This is a genomic window from Georgenia sp. 311 (assembly GCF_006151955.1).
Lineage (GTDB): Bacteria > Actinomycetota > Actinomycetes > Actinomycetales > Actinomycetaceae > Oceanitalea > Oceanitalea wutianyii.
The window spans coordinates 13,351-30,066 of sequence record NZ_VDFS01000030.1 but is presented as its reverse complement, the minus strand read 5'-3'; the positions used below and the strand labels follow the sequence as shown (position 1 = coordinate 30,066).

The following is a 16,716-nucleotide window of genomic DNA, read 5'->3' as shown; positions in this document are numbered from 1 at the left end:
AGGGGTGTCCCGGAGAACTTCCTCCTCTGGGACACCCCTCTGCGGCTTCGCAGCCTGCTGCGCGGGGCGTCCGAGGGCGCCAAGGGGTGTCCCAGAGGAGGAGGGGCGTGCCGGCCGGTGCTCGGCGCGCCCCGTCATCGCTCGCCGTGCGCCCGGGAGCTGCACCGTGCGCCCCACTCCTGCACTGTGCGTCCAGGAGATCCACGGTGCGCCCGTCCCAACGGGCGCACAGTCAGCCGTGCCGGACGCGCGCGCCGGAACGGCGTGAGGCAGACCTCGCGAGGAGCCTCCTGGGGAGGCCTCTGGGACACCCTTATGCGGCTCCGCACCCCGCTGCACGGGGTGTCCGAGGGCGCCAGGGGGCGTCCCAGAGCGGGGTGGGGGTGCGCGGGCGGGGTGTTCAGGGAACGTTCAGGAGGGGCTCAGGGATCCTCCATCGCACGGCGCGACCATGGGGGCATGTCCTCCTCCACCACGCCCGCCCCGGGGCCGGTCCTCACCCGCCCGGACGGCTCACCCGTCCGGGCACTCGTCGTCGACGACGAACCCGCCCTCGGAGACCTGCTCGCCACCGTGCTCCGCTTCGAGGGCTGGCACGTCGACACCGCGGTAACCGGCCACGCCGCCGTCCGTCTCGCCCGCCGCGAACGGCCCGACGTCGTCGTCCTGGACGTCATGCTCCCCGACCTCTCCGGCCTCGAGGTGCTCGAGCGCCTGCGTGCCCTCCACCCGCACGTCCCCGTCCTCTTCCTCACCGCCAAGGACGCCGTGGAGGACCGGGTCGCCGGGCTCACCGCCGGCGGCGACGACTACGTGACCAAGCCGTTCAGCCTCGAGGAGGTCGTCGCCCGGCTGCAGGCGCTGCTGCGCCGTGCGGGCACCCGCGCGGACGACGAGCGCAACGTCCTCACCGTCGGGGACCTGCGGCTCGACGAGGACAGCCGCGAGGTCTCCCGCGCCGGTGAACCCGTCTCGCTCACCGCCACCGAGTTCGAGCTGCTCCGCCACCTCATGCACAACCCGCGCCGGGTGCTGTCCAAGGCGCAGATCCTCGACCAGGTGTGGCACTACGACTTCGGCGGCAGGGCCAACATCGTCGAGCTGTACATCTCCTACCTCCGGCGCAAGATCGACACCGGACGCGCCCCGATGATCCACACCGTGCGAGGGGTGGGCTACGTCCTCAAGCCGGCCGAGGACGCCGAGGACACGGAGGACGCCGCGGACGCCGAAGGGGGCGAGGACCGGTGAGCCGCTGGCCACTGCGCCGCCGCGTCATCGCCGTGCTCGTCGGGCTCGTCCTCGCCGTCGCCCTCGCCACCGGCATCCTGTCCGCGCTCGCGCTGCGCGACTCGCTCATGTCCCAGCTCGACCAGCGGCTGCTCGCCTCCAGCCAGCGCGCGCTCGGCGCCCAGCACGACCTGCGCGGCCACCGCGACGCCGGCGGCCCGCCGCCCGGGCTCGACGTCCCCGGCCAGGGGACCGGCACGGTGAGCGTCTCGGTCGGCCCGGACGGGACGCTGTCGGGCTACATCGGCGAGGACGGCACCTTCCTGCCGCTCACCACCGCGCAGGTCGAGCGCCTGCTCGACGTCGACCCCGGCGCCCCTGCCACCGTCGACCTCGGTGACCTCGGCAGCTACCGGGCCCTCGCCGTCACGGACGTCGACGACGGCAGGGTCGTCACCGGCCTGTCCACCGAGGACGTCGACGACACCGTCCAGGACTACGTCGCCGCCGAGACGGGCATCGCGCTCGTCGCCGTCGCGGGTGCCGCGACCGCCGGCGGGCTGCTCGTACGGCGCCAGCTCCGCCCGCTCGACGAGGTCGCGGCCACCGCGACCACGGTCGCCTCGCTGCCGCTCCACGAGGGCCAGGTCGCCCTCGACGAGCGGGTCCCCGCCCGGTACACCGACCCGGCCACCGAGGTGGGCCAGGTGGGTGCTGCCCTCAACCGGCTCCTGGCCCACGTGGAGGACGCCCTGCGCCAGCGGCACGACAGCGAGACCCAGGTGCGCCAGTTCGTCGCCGACGCCAGCCACGAGCTGCGCACGCCGCTCGCCTCCATCCGCGGCTACACCGAGCTCCTGCGCCGGCTGCCCGGCGAGCTGCCCGAGGGCGCCGAGCAGGCGATCGGGAGGGTGGAGTCCGAGTCGGCCCGCATGACGACGCTCGTCGAGGACCTGCTCCTGCTCGCGCGCCTCGACGCCGGGCGTCCGCTCGCCCGGGAGGAGGTCGACCTCGCCGTGCTCGCCGTGGACGCCGTCGCCGACGCGCACGTCGCGGGCGCGGACCACACGTGGCGCCTGGACCTGCCCGACCCGGAGGTGAGCGGCCCGGCGCTCGTCGTCGGCGACGAGGACCGGCTGCGCCAGGTCCTGGCCAACCTCCTCGCCAACGCCCGCGTCCACACCCCGGCCGGGACGACCGTGACGACGTCCGTGCGGTGCGAGGGAGACACCGTCCAGCTGCGCGTGGAGGACGACGGCCCGGGCATCGCGCCCGAGCTGCTGCCCCGCCTGTTCCACCGCTTCGCCCGCGGGGACGCCGCACGCAGCCCGGGCACCGGTTCCACCGGCCTGGGCCTGGCGATCGTCGACGCCGTCGTGCGCGCCCACGCGGGCCGGGTGGCCGCGGACAGCGTCCCGGGACGCACGGTCTTCACCGTGTCCTTCCCGGCCGCGCCGGCGGACTGAGGCGTACTTCCGCTGCGCGGGCCGCGGCGGCTCCCGTAGCGTCGCCACCCGTGGACATCGACGCGAACGCCCTCGACGAGGCGCTCACCGCCTCCCCCTTCTCCGGGGTGGTGACTGTGGACGTCGGCGAGAGCCGCGTGCTCGAACGCGCCGCGGGTCACGCGAACCGCCCACTGCGGCTGCCGATGACGGTGGACACCCGCCTCGCGGTCGCCAGCGGAAGCAAGGCGTTCACGGCGCTCGCCGTCATGCGCCTCGTGGAGAACGGCGTCCTGCGTCTGGACCAGCCGGTGCGCGAGCTGCTCGGGCAGGACCTGCCGCTGATCGACGACGCCGTGACGATCGAGCACCTGCTCAGCCACACCTCGGGCATCGGCGACTACCTCGACGAGGACTCGGACTGGGAGCCGGTCGACTACGTGCTCACGGTGCCCTCGCACACGCTCACGACGGCGACCGCCTTCCTGCCGCTGCTCGAGGGGCGTGCGCAGAAGTTCGCGCCGGGGGAGCGGTTCGCGTACTGCAACAGCGGATACGTGGTCCTCGCCGTCGTGCTCGAGCGGGTGACGGGCGAGACCTACCACGACGTCGTGCGCCGGCTCGTGCTCGAGCCCGCCGGCCTCGAGCGGACGGACTTCCTGCCGCTCAACGCGCTGCCGGGGGACGTCGCCGTGGGCTACGTCCACGACGACGGCGACCTCACGAACACCCTCCACCTGCCCGTGCTCGGCAACGGCGACGGCGGCGCCTTCACCACGGCCGCGGACCTCCACCGCTTCTGGTGCGCCCTGCTCGACGGCCGCATCATCTCGCCCGAGGGCGTGGAGACCCTCACCCGCCCGCGCAACGACGTGCCGGAGGAGGACATGCGCTACGGCATGGGCTTCTGGCTGCACGAGACGGCGCCGGCGCTCGTGCTCGAGGGCTACGACGCCGGTGTGTCCTTCCGCTCGACGCACCTCGTGGAGTCCCGCACGACCGTGAGCGTCCTCGGCAACAGCTCCGAGGGCGCGTGGCCGGTCATCGGCACGCTCGCGGAGGCCGTGGACGCGCACGTCCGCTGAGCCGCTCCCGCGTCGCACCGCCGGGGCGGTCCCGCTGGGCACGCCGGGCGTGTGCGGCAGCCGACGGGTCGAGGGCCGACCTCCCTGGGACACCCTTCTGCGGCACGGCGGTGTGCTCCAGGGGGCGTCCCCATGACGCCCAGGGGTGTCCCAGAGGAACGTCGTGCTCCTCGACGCGCAGCGCCGGGACGTCGCGGCGGCCGTGGACGCGCACCGGGCTGAGGAACCGGTGCGTCACGCGTCGTCGTCGGGTGGCGGCAGGTCGGGCAGGAGCACGTCGACCTGCGTGCCCTCGCCGGGCTCGCTGGTGATCGTCATCGTCCCCCCGTGCTGCTCGACGAGGGTGCGCACCAGCGAGAGTCCCAGCCCCACGCCGCGCACCCGGAGCCGGCGGGTGTCGCGGGTGCGGTAGAAGCGTTCGGTCACGTGTTCGAGCTCGTCCGCGGCGATCCCGCGGCCGTGGTCCCGGACGCTGATGCGTACCCGGCGTGACCCGTCCGCCGGAGGCTCGGTGACCACCCGCGCCTCGACCTCCCCGCCCCGGTAGCTGTACTTCACCGCGTTGCTGACGATGTTGGTCACCACCTGGGTCAGCCGTTGGGGGTCGGAGGTGAGCGGTGCCCGGGCGTCGCCGCGCACGTGGACCGTGACCCCCAGCGCCCGCGCCGTCGGCTGCTCGGCGGCGACGGCGTCACGCACGACCTCGGCCGCGTCGGTCTCCTGTGGCCGGAGCACCGGTTCGCCCGCGACGATCTGGGCGCTGGCCAGGAGGTCGTCGACGAGGCCCTGGAGCCGGTGCGCACTGCGCGCGACCACCTGGAGGTAGGCCCGGTGCTCCTCAGCCATCGTCTCGTCGTCGAGCAGCAGCAGCTCGACGTAGCCGAGGATGGAGGCGAGGGGCGTGCGCAGCTCGTGGCTGACGAGGCCGATGAACTCGTCCTGGGCGCTCTCCTCCGCGCGCCGCCTCGTCACGTCGGTCGCGACGAAGAGGTAGCCCGCCGGCAGCTCGGGCGCGGCCCCCGAGAGTGCAGCCCGGGGGGTGACGACGAGCTCGAGGTCGCGGCGAGACCCGTCCGGCAGCACCCCGTCCCACTCGGCGACCGCGCTGCCGCTCGCCGCCGCCTCGGCGATGAGCCGGCGCACGCCCTCGGCGGGCGCCTCCGCGGGCCCCTCGTCCGCGTAGGGCGCGGGGGCCTGCGGGGCGACGAGCTCGGCGACGTCGCGCCCGAGGAGGTCGGCCGTGCGCCTCGCGAAGATCCGCTCGGCGCCGGTGTTCGCCGAGACGACGGAGCCGCGGGCGTCGGTCGCGACGAACCCCTGCTCGGTGGCGGCGGCGAGGATGCCCGCGAGGGTGTCCCGGGAGTCGCGAAGCTCCTGCGCGGTCTGCGCGAGGGCGCGGCCTGCGGCGGCCAGGTCCTCCGCCTGCCGGCGCGACACCCCGACGATCGTGTGCACCCCGCGCGCGATCGGCCCGACGATGACGAGCGTGACGATGAGGTGCAGGACAGGTTGGACACGGCCCTCGTCGAGGACGACGGGCACGAGGAGCACCGTGGTCGCGCCGCCCAGCGCGAGTGCGAGCGCGGTGCGGCCGGGCCGCGCGGCGAGCCCGAGGACCGGGAGCATGAGCAGGACGTCGAACACCATCTGGTCCAGGCCCGCACCGACGTCGAGCACGGCGATCGCGGCCATCTGGACGAGCGGAGGGACGTAGCCGAGCCACTCCGGCCAGCGCGTCCAGTCGAGCACCGCGGTGACGACCTGGAGGAGCACGACCACCGCGGTGGCCGCCAGGACGAGGGTCTCGTCGCCCGCGCTGTCGGTCGTGAGCAGGACCACCGCGGCGACGACGACACCGATCGTGACCGGGATCTGCCGCTGCCCGATCGCGGCGTCCCCGGACCACGCGCTCCGGTAGGTGTCGGCGGTGACCCGGTCCCTGGACACGAGCGCCCGGTCAGTCGGCAGCGTCGAGCGGGCCGTGCCCCTGCCCCGCGTACGTCGCGTCCGGCGCGGGTGGCGGGATGAGTGCCTCGGCCGCACGGACCGTCTCGAGGGGCTCGACGAGCCCGGCGGGGCTGAACCGTGACCAGTACCGGGCCGCGGCCCGCACGACGTCGGGCTGCATGTAGTCGCGGTGACGCTGCGACTCGTAGGCCGCGAGCATCTCGAGCTTGGTGTCGAGGAAGCCGTCGATGTCGACGAAGCGGTTGGGGGCGAAGGCGACCGTCGAGGACGGGCTCTGGAAGCACCACAGGCCGGGCACCGCCCGCGCGGCGACCTGGACGGCCTCGTGGACCGCACGGTGGTCCTGGTGGCGGTCGTGCACCCCGTGGGTGTAGATGCGTACGGGCTCCACCTCCGCGACGACCTCCTCGATCGCCGTGATGACGCCCCCGGCGGGATCGAGCCGGGTGTCGGGGAAGTCGAGGTGGATGAGCCGGGCGCCGACGACGGCCGCGGCCGCTGCGGCCTCCGACCGGCGCGCGGACACCGCGCCGCCGACGGCACCTCCGGAGAGGGTGAGGACGGCGAGCTCGTCACCGGCGGCGGCGTGCGCGGCGAGGGTCCCGCCGACGCCGATCTCGACGTCGTCGGGGTGGGCGCCGATGGCCAGGACCCGCTCGCGCGAGGAAGCCCGTTCGGCCCGGGCACGCTCGGCGAGCTCGCCGGCGCGCCGGACGATGAGGGCCGTGGACACGGGCTTGACGAGGAACTCGTCGGCGGCGCCGCGCAGCGCCTCGACCGCGTGGTCGAAGGTCGGGTAGGCGGTGACGATCATGACCGGCAGCGTCGGGTCGATCGTCCGCACCTCGGGGATGATGTCCAGCCCGGAACGGCCGGGGAGCTCGATGTCGCTGAGGAGGACGTCGTAGGTCCTGGCGCGCAGGGCGGCGAGCGCGTCCTCGGCCGACACCACGGTGTCGACGTCGAACCCGCCGTGCCGTTCGAGGGCCACCCGCAGGAGCGTCGCTGCGTCAGGGTCGTCCTCGAGGACGAGCGCGCGGAAGGTCTGGACCACGGCTGCCCTCCCTTCCCGCCGGACGCTTCCCACCGTACGCGCCGCCGACGGCGCAGGCGCGCGCAACGACGTCCGCAGCGGCGCTAGGCTCGCCGGGTCGCCCCACCCGAACGGAGAACCTCATGCGCGTCGCGGTCATCGGCCTGGGCGACATCGCCGGCAAGGCCTACCTGCCCGTGCTGGCGGCGACGGCGGGAGTCACCCCCGTCCTCGTGTCGCGCCGGCGGGCCACCCTGGACGCCGTGGGTGAGCGGTACCGGGTGGCCGAGCGCTTCACGTCCCTCGACGACGCGATCGCCACGGGCCTGGACGCCGCGACGGTGCACGCCCCCACGGCGGTCCACCCCGAGGTCGTCGAGACGCTGCTGCGGCACCGGGTCCCCGTGCTCGTCGACAAGCCGATAGCGCAGGACCATGCCACGGCGGCCGCGCTGGTGTCGCTCGCAACCAGGCTCGGGGTGTCCCTCGCCGTGGGCTTCAACCGCCGCCACGCGCCCGCCGTGCGGGCGCTGGCCGAGTGGCCGGACCTCGACGTCGTCACCCTGCAGAAGCACCGCTCCCACCCGCTGGGGCCGGCTCGCGCCATGGTCTTCGACGACTTCATCCACGTGCTCGACACGCTGCGATTCCTCGTGCCCTCCACGCTGACCGACCTCACGGTCTCGGTGCGTGGTGGGGGCGGCGGTACCGCCCGGCGGCTCGCCGTCCACTTCACGGGGGAGGACGGCCGGCTCGCGACCGGGGTGATGAGCTGGACGGCGGGCATGTCGCACGAGGTGCTCGACGTCGTCGGGGACGGGCGGCGGCGCCAGGTGGTCGACCTCGCCGACATCGTCGACCTCGCCGGCCAGGAGCGGCTCACCCGACGGGACGGCTGGCGCCCGGCGACCGCGCTGCGCGGCTTCGACGCGATGTGTGCCGAGTTCCTCTCCGCTGTCGCGGCCGGCCGGATCCTCGACGCGACGGACGCCCTGGCGACCCATGAGCTGTGCGAGCGCGTCGTCGAGGCGGCCGAGGCCGTGACGGGCCAGGGCTAGGACACGGCGCGGCGGATCTCCTCGAGCCGGGCGATGGCGTCGTCGAGCAGGGTGGCGTCCGTCCCGCGCACGACGACGGTCGTGCCCCGCACCTGGCCGTCACTGAAGGGGTAGGAGCCGAAGCTCAGCGCCGGGGTCCGCTCGGCGAGCTCACGCAGCGGGCCCGCCACCCGGCTCTCCCCGACCTCGAAACGCACCTCTCGGGACTCGCGTGGGACACCCGCCTGCAGGCCGGGCAGGAGGGCGTCGAGCATGGCCCGGAAGATGCTCGGGACGCCGGCCATGACGTGGACGTTGCCGAGGCTGAACCCCGGGGCTCCGGAGACGTCGTTGGCGATGAGTGTGGCGCCGTCGGGGATGCGCGCCATGCGCAGCTGCTCCGGTGAGGGGACTGTGCCACGGCGGGCCGCCGCCTCCTCGAGCAGGGCGCGCGCGTCGTCGCGCACGGCGATCCCCACCCCGAACGCGGCGGCGACGGCGTCGGCGGTGATGTCGTCGTGCGTCGGGCCGATCCCGCCGGAGGTGAAGACGTGGGTGTAGCCGTCGCGCAGGGCGTGGAGCGCGCCGACGATGACGTCGTGGTCGTCCGGGACGACCCGCACCTCGCGCAGGTCGATGCCCACGGCGGTGAGCTGCCCGGCGAGGTGGTAGGCGTTCGCGTCGCGGGTGCGACCGGAGAGGATCTCGTCCCCGATGACGAGCATGGCGGCGGTGGGGTTCGGCATGCGCCCAGCGTGCCCGGCCGCCGCGCCGCGCGCACGCCCCGTCCGCGCCGGCGTCAGCCCTTGCTGCGGGACCTGGCGCCGTCGTCGAGCGAGGGGTCCTCGACGAGCGTGGAGGCCCAGTCCGGCACGTAGGAGGACACCTCGATCGGCGGGCGCTGGTAGCCGGTGCCCTGCGGACGCTTGGGCAGCGTGGGCTTGTCGTGGGGCACCTCGACGTAGGGGAGGGAGGCGAGCAGGTGGTGGATCATGTTGAGCCGGGCCTGCTTCTTGGAGTCCGAGGCGACGTGGTGCCACGGGGCGACGGCGGTGTCGGTGTGGACCATCATCTCGTCCTTGGCCCGGGAGAAGTCCTCCCAGCGGGTGATCGACTCGAGGTCGATGGGGGAGAGCTTCCACTGCCGCAGCGGGTCGTGCAGCCGCTTGCGGAACCGCTCGAGCTGGACGTCGTCGGACACCGAGAACCAGTACTTGCGCAGGTGGACACCGTCCTCGACGAGCATCTGCTCGAAGATCGGGCACTGGCGCAGGAAGCGCTTGTGCTCCTCGGGGGTGCAGAACCCCATGACCTTCTCCACGCCGGCGCGGTTGTACCAGGAGCGGTCGAACAGGACGATCTCCCCGGCCGCGGGCAGGTGCTGGATGTAGCGCTGGAAGTACCACTGTCCGCGCTCGCGCTCGGTGGGCGCGGGCAGCGCGGCGATCCGGGCGACGCGGGAGGAGAGGTACTCGGTGATCCGCTTGATCGTCCCGCCCTTCCCGGCGGCGTCGCGACCCTCGAAGACGACGACGACGCGCGCACCGGTGTCCTTCACCCACGCCTGGAGCTTCCCGAGCTCACCCTGGAGCCGGTAGAGCTCCGCCTCGTAGATCTTGTTCGGGATCTTCGTCGTGCGGAACCCGGTGACCTCGGAGGACGGTGCCTCCTGCTCCATCGTGGCAGTCGGCTCCTTCGAGCCGGAGGGCTGCTTCGTGGCGGCGGGCTTCTTCGCGGTGGCCATCTCCCGATTCTGCCGCCGCACGGCCCGCTGCGCGCGACGACGAAGGCCTCCGCCACGACTGGAGGGCGTGACCGGGGTTGGTCCGCGGCGGATGCCGATGGTGTCGCTCTGGTCCCCGTTCCAGTCACCGACGAGGGTGGTGTCGCTCTCCCGGTCGTGCACGACCGTCTGGTCGGCGGCGCCGGCGCGAGTGGCGTCGGCGATGAGACAGATGCGTCCGCGGCGCAGGGTGCCTAGCGGGCGTCGTCTGCGCCGCTGCCGGTGGAGCGGCTCGTGGGGCCGCCGTGCCACTCGAGCAGCAGGACAGCGGCGTCGTCCTTGATCTCGGTGCCCACGGTGTCGAGGAAGATCCGGGCGATGTCGTGGGCGACGTTGCGTGGGTGCTGGTCAGCGGTGTCGCGCAAGGCGCCCGGTAGGTCGAACGCGGCGGCGCTGCGTTCGAGCATGCCGTCGGTCATGAGCAGGAGCCGGTCGCCCGGGCTCAGGTCGATCTCCTGGACCAGGAAGTCGTGCTCGCGCAGCCCCAGCATGGGGTTGTTCGCCGGAGCGATGCTGGTCACGCGTCCGTCGTGCAGCAGCAGGGCTCCTGGGTGCCCGGCGTTGATGATCCGGGCGACCGTGTGGTCGGCACCGCGGTGCGGCTCGGCCGACCCCTGGATGTCGATCTCGAGGAGGATCCCGGTGACGTAGGAGCCGAGGACCCCGGTGTCGTAGGCGTCCTGCCCGACGTCGGCGCGGTTCTGGGCCAGGAGTGCCCGGTTGGCGGCGTGCGCCTGCTCGACGATACCGGCGCCTGCTCGGCGGGTGTTGCGGAGCGCGTTGACCGTGAGCGTGGCCATCATGGCGGCCCTGAGGTCGTGCCCGGTGGCGTCGGTGAGGGAGACCGTGAGCCGGTCGGAGGAGGCGACGTAGTCGAAGGAGTCTCCCGCGGCGCTGGCCGAGGGCTCCAACCATCCCGCGATCGTGAAGGACCCGCCCTCGCAGACGAACCCGGGCGGCAGCAGGCGGCGCTGGATCTCTCTGGGCAGCGTGAACTCCGCCGACCGCATGGCCGTCTCGTAGGTGTCGGTGTGCCGCTGATTGGCGATGAGCACGTAGCCGAGCGCGTGCGCGACCGCGGCCAGCTGCGTGGCCGTCCCCGGGGCGAGGGTGCCTTCCTCGCCCGTCTCGGCGTCCGGGTCGGCGTCGTGCCCGGGCAGCGTCACGGCAAGCACCCCCAGGGCGTCGCCCCGGACGGTCACGGGGACGTACGCGCGACCGTCCCCGTCCTGGACGATCCGCTGCTCACGCCAGGCCCGCCCCGGGGTGGTGCCGTCGAGGTCGAACCGGGTCCCGGCGTGGGTGTGGTCGACCAGCGTGCTGCCCGCGGCGTCGGCGATGAGGAACGCGGCGGACTGCACACCGAGCGCCTCGTGCAACGCCTCGGCCACGGCGGAGATCGCCTCGGCGGGAGGGACGTCCTCCGCCGCCGAGAGCAGTGCCGAGATGTCAACCTCTTGAACGCGCGCCATCGTCGGACCGTATCCCAGGCCGCGGCGCGGATCTCGCAGGGTGGGCTCGACATCCACGACCTGGCGCGGGTCCTCGACGAGAACGTGGGCACGACCGTCGTCCAGGCGGTGACCGGCACCGAGGACCGCGGCCAACCCGCCAGGTGAGGACGCCGCGTCCGAGTACCGCGTCAGCGACGTCGAAGGGGCAGGCAGCCCTGGCCCCGGAGCCGACCCACGACGAGCTCAGCCTTCCACGTCAACCACGACCGAGTGCCACCCCGAGGCGCCGTCCGGCACGGGCGGCGCCTCGGCCGAGGTCTGCGTCTCCCCGGTCCCGTCGGTGGCACGCACGGTGAGGGTGTGACGCCCGGGGGTCGCCTCCCACGCGAGACGCCACTGCCGCCACGCGTCGACCGTGGGTTCGGCGGCGAGATCGGCGGGCAGCCACTCGCCGTCGTCCACCCGCACCTCGACGCGGGAGATGCCGCGGTGCTGCGCCCACGCCACCCCGGCGACCGTCGTCGGGCCGGCGGGCAGGCTCCGGCCCCGAGGGACGTCGATGCGCGAGGCCGTCTTCACCGGCCCGCGCTCGGCCCAGCCGCGGGTGGTCCAGTAGGCCGCGGCGTCGGCGAACCGGGTGACCTCGAGGTCGACGACCCACTTCGTCGCCGACACGTAGCCGTACAGCCCGGGGACGACCAGCCGTGCCGGGAACCCGTGCTCGGGGGGCAGCGGCTCCCCGTTCATCCCGACGGCGAGCACGGCGTCGCGTCCGTCGGTGAGCACCTCCAGCGGCGTGCTCGCCGTCCAGCCGTCCGCGCTCGTCGAGAGCACCATGTCCGCGCCGGGCAGCGGGCCGGCCTCCGCGAGGAGCTCACTCACCGGCAGGCCCGTCCACACCGCCGTGCCGGCGAGGTCCCCGCCCACCGGGTTGGACACGCAGGTGAGCGTGACGAGCGCCTCGACCATCGGGCGGGAGAGCAGGTCGGCCATGTCGATGTCGACCTCGCGCCTCACCATGCCGTGCACCCGCAGCCGCCACGCGGCCGGGTCGACCTGCGGCACGGCGAGCGCCGTGTCGATCCGGTAGAACTCCGCGTTGGGCGTGCGGAAGGGCGGCTGCCCCCGCACGCCCTGCTCCGCGGCCGGGTCGACCGTCACCGGCACCGCGACCGACGGGACGACGAACGCCCGGCGCGCCGCCCGCACCACCTCACCGGCCCCGCTGAGGACGCGGCCGGCGACGATGCCGAGCACCCCGAGGACGGCGAGTGACCCGCCGAGGACCAGCACCGACCGTCGCCCGGGGCCGTCGGGGGCGGGGGTGGGGGCGCGTGCGGCCGACGGGCCGGGGAACAGCGCCACCAGAACGAGCAGGCCGGCGCCCCCGCCGAGCACCGTCGGCGCGGCGTCGGCCGGTGCCGCGCCCGGCCGGGTGAGCACCGCCGCGAGCGCCACCACGCACAGCAGCGTGAGACCGGCCAGCGCGAGGCCCCGCCGGCGCCGTGCGAGCAGGCCGAGCCCTGCGCTCAGGGCGGCGAGGACCACGCCCGTGCCGACGATCAGCGCCGCCTTGTCGCCGGTGCCGAACGCCGCGATCGCCGCGTCCTTGAGCCAGGCCGGCGTGCGGTCGACGAAGGAGTCGGCGACGGCGAGGAGCGGGGAGGGCGTGCCGTCCGTGCCGACCACCCGCACGAGCAGCCCGGCGACGACCTCGGCGACGCCGAGCGTCACCGCCCCGGAGGCCAGACCGGCCGCCGCGGCCTCCACCGGGGAGTGCCGGACCATGCCCCATCGTCGCACTGCGCCGCGACTCGGGCCTCGCTACCGTGGGGGCATGCGGACCATCGGCAACATCCTCTGGCTCCTGCTCGCCGGCTGGTGGCTCGCGCTGGCCTACGTCGTCGCCGGGGTCATCGCCTGCGCCCTCGTCGTCACGATCCCGTTCGGCATCGCCTCCTTCCGGCTGGCGAGCTTCGTCCTGTGGCCCTTCGGGCGCCGGGCGGTCTTCCGGCAGGACGCCGGGGCGCTGGCGATGATCGGCAACGTCGTGTGGATCCTCGTGCTCGGCTGGGAGCTCGCCCTGGCGCACGTCGTCGCGGGCTTCCTCCTGTGCCTCACCGTCGTGGGCATCCCGCTGGGCGTCGCCTGCTGGAAGATGGTGCCCCTCGCGCTCGTGCCGCTCGGCCAGCAGATCGTCCCGGTGAACGGCCCGCGGGCCTACCCCGGTCGCTGACCGGCCGAGCGGTGACGAGCCCGGCACTCAGAACAGGACGAGGCACCCCAGGGTCCCGGCGACGCCGAGCCACACCCAGCCCGGGAGCCGCAGGAACCTGCCCGGCTCACGGCCGGTCACCTCGCGCCACGCGGGCACGATGACCGGCCACGCGGCGGCGAGCAGCAGCCCGCCGAGCACGGCGCCCCAGCCCGCGGCGATCGCGCGCACCCCCCACGTGAGGGCGAGCACGAGGGCTCCGGGGACGAGGGCCGCCACGATGAGGAACGTGACGAGCATCGACCCGACCTGGCTGGTCGTCGACTGCTCGGATTCGAGCTCGGGACGGATCGTCAAGACACACCTCCACCGGTGACTCTGGGCGGGGGAGACGCGCCGCCGGGGCGTCGCGCGCCCTCGCCGGTTTCGGCCTCATTCTCACCCGTGGTGACGACTCCTCACGCCACGCCACCGGCAGGTCGCACGTGGTTCGGCTCACCATTTCCCTGGCCCCGGTCGCGGCCGCGGTGTTCGATGTCCCCATGCCGATCGAGGTGCGCCCGGCGGTCGTCTTCGAGGACGTCGCGACGATGGTCGGACCCAAGCGGCCCGACGCCAACGTGTGCTGGTGCCTGTCCTACCGGCTGCCCTCGCGGGAGCACCTCGCGCTGCGTGGCACGGCGCGCGGGGAGCGGGTGCGTGAGCTCGTCGCGCAGGACCCGCCACCGGGCGTGCTCGCCTACGACGGTGAGGACGTCGTGGGGTGGGCGGGGGTGCACCCGCGGGCCGACACGAGCTTCGCGCGCAACCGCCGCATCCCGCGGGTCGACGACCTCGACGTGTGGTCGGTGTGGTGCCTGCGCGTGCGCCCCGGCCACCGGGGCCGGGGGATCGTCCACCCGCTCCTCGCCGGGGCGGTGGACCTCGCCCGCTCCTACGGCGCGCCGGCCGTCGAGGGGTACCCGGTGGACAACGGCGGGGCCAAGGTCGACCTCACGATGGCCTACGTCGGCACCCGCCACGTCTTCGAGCGCGCCGGGTTCACCAAGGCGGCCGACACCACCTCCGTCCTCGCCGGATTCCCGCGCGTCCTCATGCGCCTCGACCTGCGCTGAGGCGCCGGTATCCTCCCGGTGGGAAGGAGCCCCATGCCGATCGACCTCAACGCCGACGTCGGCGAGTCCCTCGGTCCCCGCGCCACCGGGGACGACGCCGCGATCCTGCGGCTCGTCTCGAGCGCGAGCGTCGCGTGCGGGTTCCACGCCGGGGACGCGAGCACCGCCCGGCGCACCTGCCTGTCCGCGGCGACGTCGGGCGTGGACGTGGGGGCCCACGTCTCCTACCGCGACCGTGCCGGCTTCGGCCGCAGGTTCATCGACGTCGACCCCGGCGAGCTCGTCGACGAGGTGATCTACCAGATCGGGGCGCTGCAGGCCATGGCCGCGGCCGCCGGGACGCTCGTGCGGTACGTCAAGCCGCACGGGGCGCTGTACAACGCGATCGCCCACCACCGGGCGCAGGCACGCGCCGTCGCCGCGGCGGTGCGGACGGTCGACCCGGACCTGCCGATCCTCGTGCTGCCCGGCACCGTCATCGAGGAGGAGGCCCGCGAGGCCGGGCTGCGGCCGGTCCCCGAGGCCTTCGCCGACCGCGCCTACCAGCCCGACGGCACCCTCGTGCCCCGCTCCCGGCCCGGGGCGGTCATCACCGACCCCGCCCGGGTGGCCGCACGCGTCGTGCGCCTGGCCACGACCGGCACCGTCGAGGCGGTCGACGGGACGACGATCCACGTCCCGGCGCAGAGCGTGTGCGTGCACGGGGACACGCCCGGCGCGGTCGCCGTCGCCACGGCCGCGCGCGCGGCCCTCGACGCCGCCGGCGTCCCGGTCACCGGCTTCCGGTGACACCGCGCACCGTGCGCCACGCGGGGGAGCGCGCGCTGCTCGTCGAGTGCGCCGACCTCGGGGAGGTCCTCGGGTTGCACGCCGTGCTCACCGCGGCGCCGCTGCCCGGGCAGCTCGAGGTGCTCCCCGCCGCCCGCACGCTGTTCGTCCGAGCCGCCGACCGGCGCGCCCGCGACCGCCTCGTCCCGCTCCTGCGCGACCTGCCCGCCGCCGCGGACGCCCGGCCGGAGGGCGACGTCGTCCGGGTCGACACGGTCTACGACGGCGCCGACCTCGCCGAGGTCGCCGCGCTCACGGCGATGAGCGCCGACGCCGTCGTCGCCGCCCACACCGGGCAGGTGTGGACGGCCGCGTTCGGCGGGTTCGCGCCCGGCTTCGCCTACCTCGTCGGTGAGCACGCGGCGCTCGACGTGCCGCGCCGCGCGCGCCCGCGCACCGCCGTGCCCGCGGGGGCGGTCGGCCTCGCGGGTCACTTCTCCGCCGTCTACCCCCGGCGCTCCCCAGGCGGCTGGCAGCTCCTCGGGCGTACCGCCGCCCCGGTGTGGGACCTCGACCGCGACCCAACGGCCTTGCTGCGCCCCGGTGCACGGGTGCGCTTCCGCGCCGTCCGCGAGGTCGTCACCGCGGTGGTCCCCACCCCGCCCGCCGCACCCGTCGCCGATGAGGGCCCGGCCCTCGTCGTCCTCGCCGCCGGTACCCAGAGCCTGGTCCAGGACCTCGGCCGGCCCGGCCGGCTCGACCTCGGCGTGAGCCCGTCGGGCGCGGCGGACCGCGGGTCGGCACGGCAGGCGAACCGGCTCGTCGGCAACCCCCGGGAGGCCGCCGTCGTCGAGACCGTGCTCGGTGGGCTGGCGTTGCGGGCGGTGGGGGACCACGTCCTCGCGGTGAGCGGGGCGCGGGCCCCGCTCACCGCGCTGCGCGACGGCTCGGTCGCGCGGACGCCACCCACCGACGAGCCGTTCGCGCTCTACGACGGCGAGGAGCTGCGGGTGGGGCACCCGGACGCGGGCCTGCGCGTCTACCTCGCGGTGCGCGGCGGCCTCGCCGTCGCCCCGGTGCTCGGCAGCCGGTCGACCGACGTCCTCTCCGGCACCGGTCCCGCCCCGCTCGCCACCGGCACCGTCCTGCCCGTGGGGCCGCCCCCGGGCACCGCCGTCGCCCGGTCCGAGCCGCCGCGCGTAGCCGCGGCGCCCGGCGACGTCCTCGAGGTGCCCGTGACGCTCGGGCCGCGGGAGGACTGGGTGACCCCGGAGTCCGTGGAGCGGCTGCTCGGGCAGGAGTGGACCGTCGGCGTCCGCTCCAACCGGGTCGGGGTCCGCCTCGAGGGCACCGCGCTCGACCGCGCCGACGACGCCGAGCTGGCGAGCGAGGGCACGGTCGCCGGCGCCGTCCAGGTCCCGGCCGACGGTCAGCCGGTCGTCTTCCTCGCCGACCACCCGGTGACCGGTGGGTACCCGGTGGTCGCCGTCGTGCGCGACGCCGCCCTCGACACGCTCGCCCAGGTCCGGCCGGGGGACCGGGTCCGCTTCCGGCTGCGCTAGCCCCGCCTTGCGCGCTCGGCG

15 protein-coding genes are annotated in these 16,716 nt (G+C 74.9%); 8 read left to right on the top strand and 7 right to left on the bottom strand.

Going from position 1 to position 16,716, the window contains the following annotated elements; translation table 11 throughout:
• Window positions 1-459: 459 nt before the first annotated feature.
• The 3 genes from FHE66_RS05515 to FHE66_RS05505 are packed head-to-tail and all read left to right on the top strand — an operon-like array spanning window position 460 to window position 3,760.
• Complete coding sequence (locus FHE66_RS05515; RefSeq protein WP_139071977.1) at window positions 460-1,251, top strand: response regulator transcription factor; 792 nt, start codon at window positions 460-462, stop codon at window positions 1,249-1,251.
• Window positions 1,248-2,696: a cell wall metabolism sensor histidine kinase WalK gene (locus FHE66_RS05510; protein WP_255303609.1), complete on the top strand. Its 1,449-nt coding sequence runs from the start codon at window positions 1,248-1,250 to the stop codon at window positions 2,694-2,696. The genes FHE66_RS05515 and FHE66_RS05510 overlap by 4 nt, the downstream gene beginning before the upstream one ends.
• A gap of 50 nt (window positions 2,697-2,746) precedes the next feature.
• Window positions 2,747-3,760 (top strand): serine hydrolase, encoded by a 1,014-nt coding sequence (locus FHE66_RS05505; protein WP_176554667.1) that lies wholly within the window; start codon window positions 2,747-2,749, stop codon window positions 3,758-3,760.
• A gap of 234 nt (window positions 3,761-3,994) precedes the next feature.
• On the opposite strand, the gene FHE66_RS05500 is transcribed toward FHE66_RS05505, so the two are convergent.
• Both FHE66_RS05500 and FHE66_RS05495 read right to left on the bottom strand, forming a co-directional pair.
• On the bottom strand, window positions 3,995-5,707 hold the full coding sequence (locus FHE66_RS05500) for a cell wall metabolism sensor histidine kinase WalK (RefSeq protein WP_139071976.1): 1,713 nt from the start codon (window positions 5,705-5,707) through the stop codon (window positions 3,995-3,997).
• Between the two features lie 10 nt (window positions 5,708-5,717).
• Entirely contained in the window at window positions 5,718-6,782 is a 1,065-nt protein-coding gene (locus FHE66_RS05495) for a PIG-L family deacetylase (protein ID WP_139071975.1), read from the bottom strand.
• 122 nt (window positions 6,783-6,904) lie between these two features.
• Here FHE66_RS05495 and FHE66_RS05490 point away from each other — a divergent pair, with 122 nt between their 5' ends.
• Complete coding sequence (locus FHE66_RS05490; RefSeq protein WP_139071974.1) at window positions 6,905-7,819, top strand: Gfo/Idh/MocA family protein; 915 nt, start codon at window positions 6,905-6,907, stop codon at window positions 7,817-7,819.
• Here the strand turns inward: FHE66_RS05490 and FHE66_RS05485 are convergent.
• The 4 genes from FHE66_RS05485 to FHE66_RS05470 all read right to left on the bottom strand — a co-directional run bounded on the left by FHE66_RS05485 (window position 7,816) and on the right by FHE66_RS05470 (window position 12,823).
• Complete coding sequence (locus tag FHE66_RS05485) at window positions 7,816-8,544, bottom strand: molybdopterin-binding protein (protein ID WP_139071973.1); 729 nt, start codon at window positions 8,542-8,544, stop codon at window positions 7,816-7,818. The two genes, FHE66_RS05490 and FHE66_RS05485, sit on opposite strands and share 4 nt — an antisense overlap.
• A gap of 53 nt (window positions 8,545-8,597) precedes the next feature.
• Window positions 8,598-9,476, bottom strand: coding sequence for a polyphosphate kinase 2 (ppk2, locus tag FHE66_RS05480; protein ID WP_139071979.1), 879 nt, complete (start codon window positions 9,474-9,476; stop codon window positions 8,598-8,600).
• A 299-nt stretch (window positions 9,477-9,775) separates the two neighbouring features.
• Window positions 9,776-11,053: a PP2C family protein-serine/threonine phosphatase gene (locus FHE66_RS05475; protein ID WP_139071972.1), complete on the bottom strand. Its 1,278-nt coding sequence runs from the start codon at window positions 11,051-11,053 to the stop codon at window positions 9,776-9,778.
• 225 nt (window positions 11,054-11,278) lie between these two features.
• Window positions 11,279-12,823, bottom strand: a complete 1,545-nt coding sequence (locus tag FHE66_RS05470) for a molybdopterin-dependent oxidoreductase (protein WP_139071971.1) — start codon at window positions 12,821-12,823, stop codon at window positions 11,279-11,281.
• Window positions 12,824-12,872: 49 nt separating this feature from the next.
• Here FHE66_RS05470 and FHE66_RS05465 point away from each other — a divergent pair, with 49 nt between their 5' ends.
• Window positions 12,873-13,271 (top strand): YccF domain-containing protein, encoded by a 399-nt coding sequence (locus FHE66_RS05465; RefSeq protein WP_139071970.1) that lies wholly within the window; start codon window positions 12,873-12,875, stop codon window positions 13,269-13,271.
• Between the two features lie 27 nt (window positions 13,272-13,298).
• Here the strand turns inward: FHE66_RS05465 and FHE66_RS05460 are convergent, their stop codons facing one another.
• Window positions 13,299-13,607, bottom strand: coding sequence for a hypothetical protein (locus FHE66_RS05460; protein ID WP_139071969.1), 309 nt, complete (start codon window positions 13,605-13,607; stop codon window positions 13,299-13,301).
• A 185-nt stretch (window positions 13,608-13,792) separates the two neighbouring features.
• Between FHE66_RS05460 and FHE66_RS05455 the strand changes: the two genes are divergently transcribed.
• From FHE66_RS05455 to FHE66_RS05445, 3 genes are read left to right on the top strand one after another with little or no spacing between them, the layout of a single operon-like run.
• Complete coding sequence (locus FHE66_RS05455; protein ID WP_139071968.1) at window positions 13,793-14,365, top strand: GNAT family N-acetyltransferase; 573 nt, start codon at window positions 13,793-13,795, stop codon at window positions 14,363-14,365.
• Window positions 14,366-14,398: 33 nt separating this feature from the next.
• The gene (locus FHE66_RS05450) at window positions 14,399-15,154 is read left to right on the top strand and encodes a LamB/YcsF family protein (RefSeq protein WP_139071967.1); all 756 of its coding nucleotides are present in this window, start codon (window positions 14,399-14,401) and stop codon (window positions 15,152-15,154) included.
• Complete coding sequence (locus FHE66_RS05445) at window positions 15,151-16,695, top strand: 5-oxoprolinase/urea amidolyase family protein (protein WP_139071966.1); 1,545 nt, start codon at window positions 15,151-15,153, stop codon at window positions 16,693-16,695. The genes FHE66_RS05450 and FHE66_RS05445 overlap by 4 nt, the downstream gene beginning before the upstream one ends.
• Window positions 16,696-16,716: the final 21 nt, after the last annotated feature.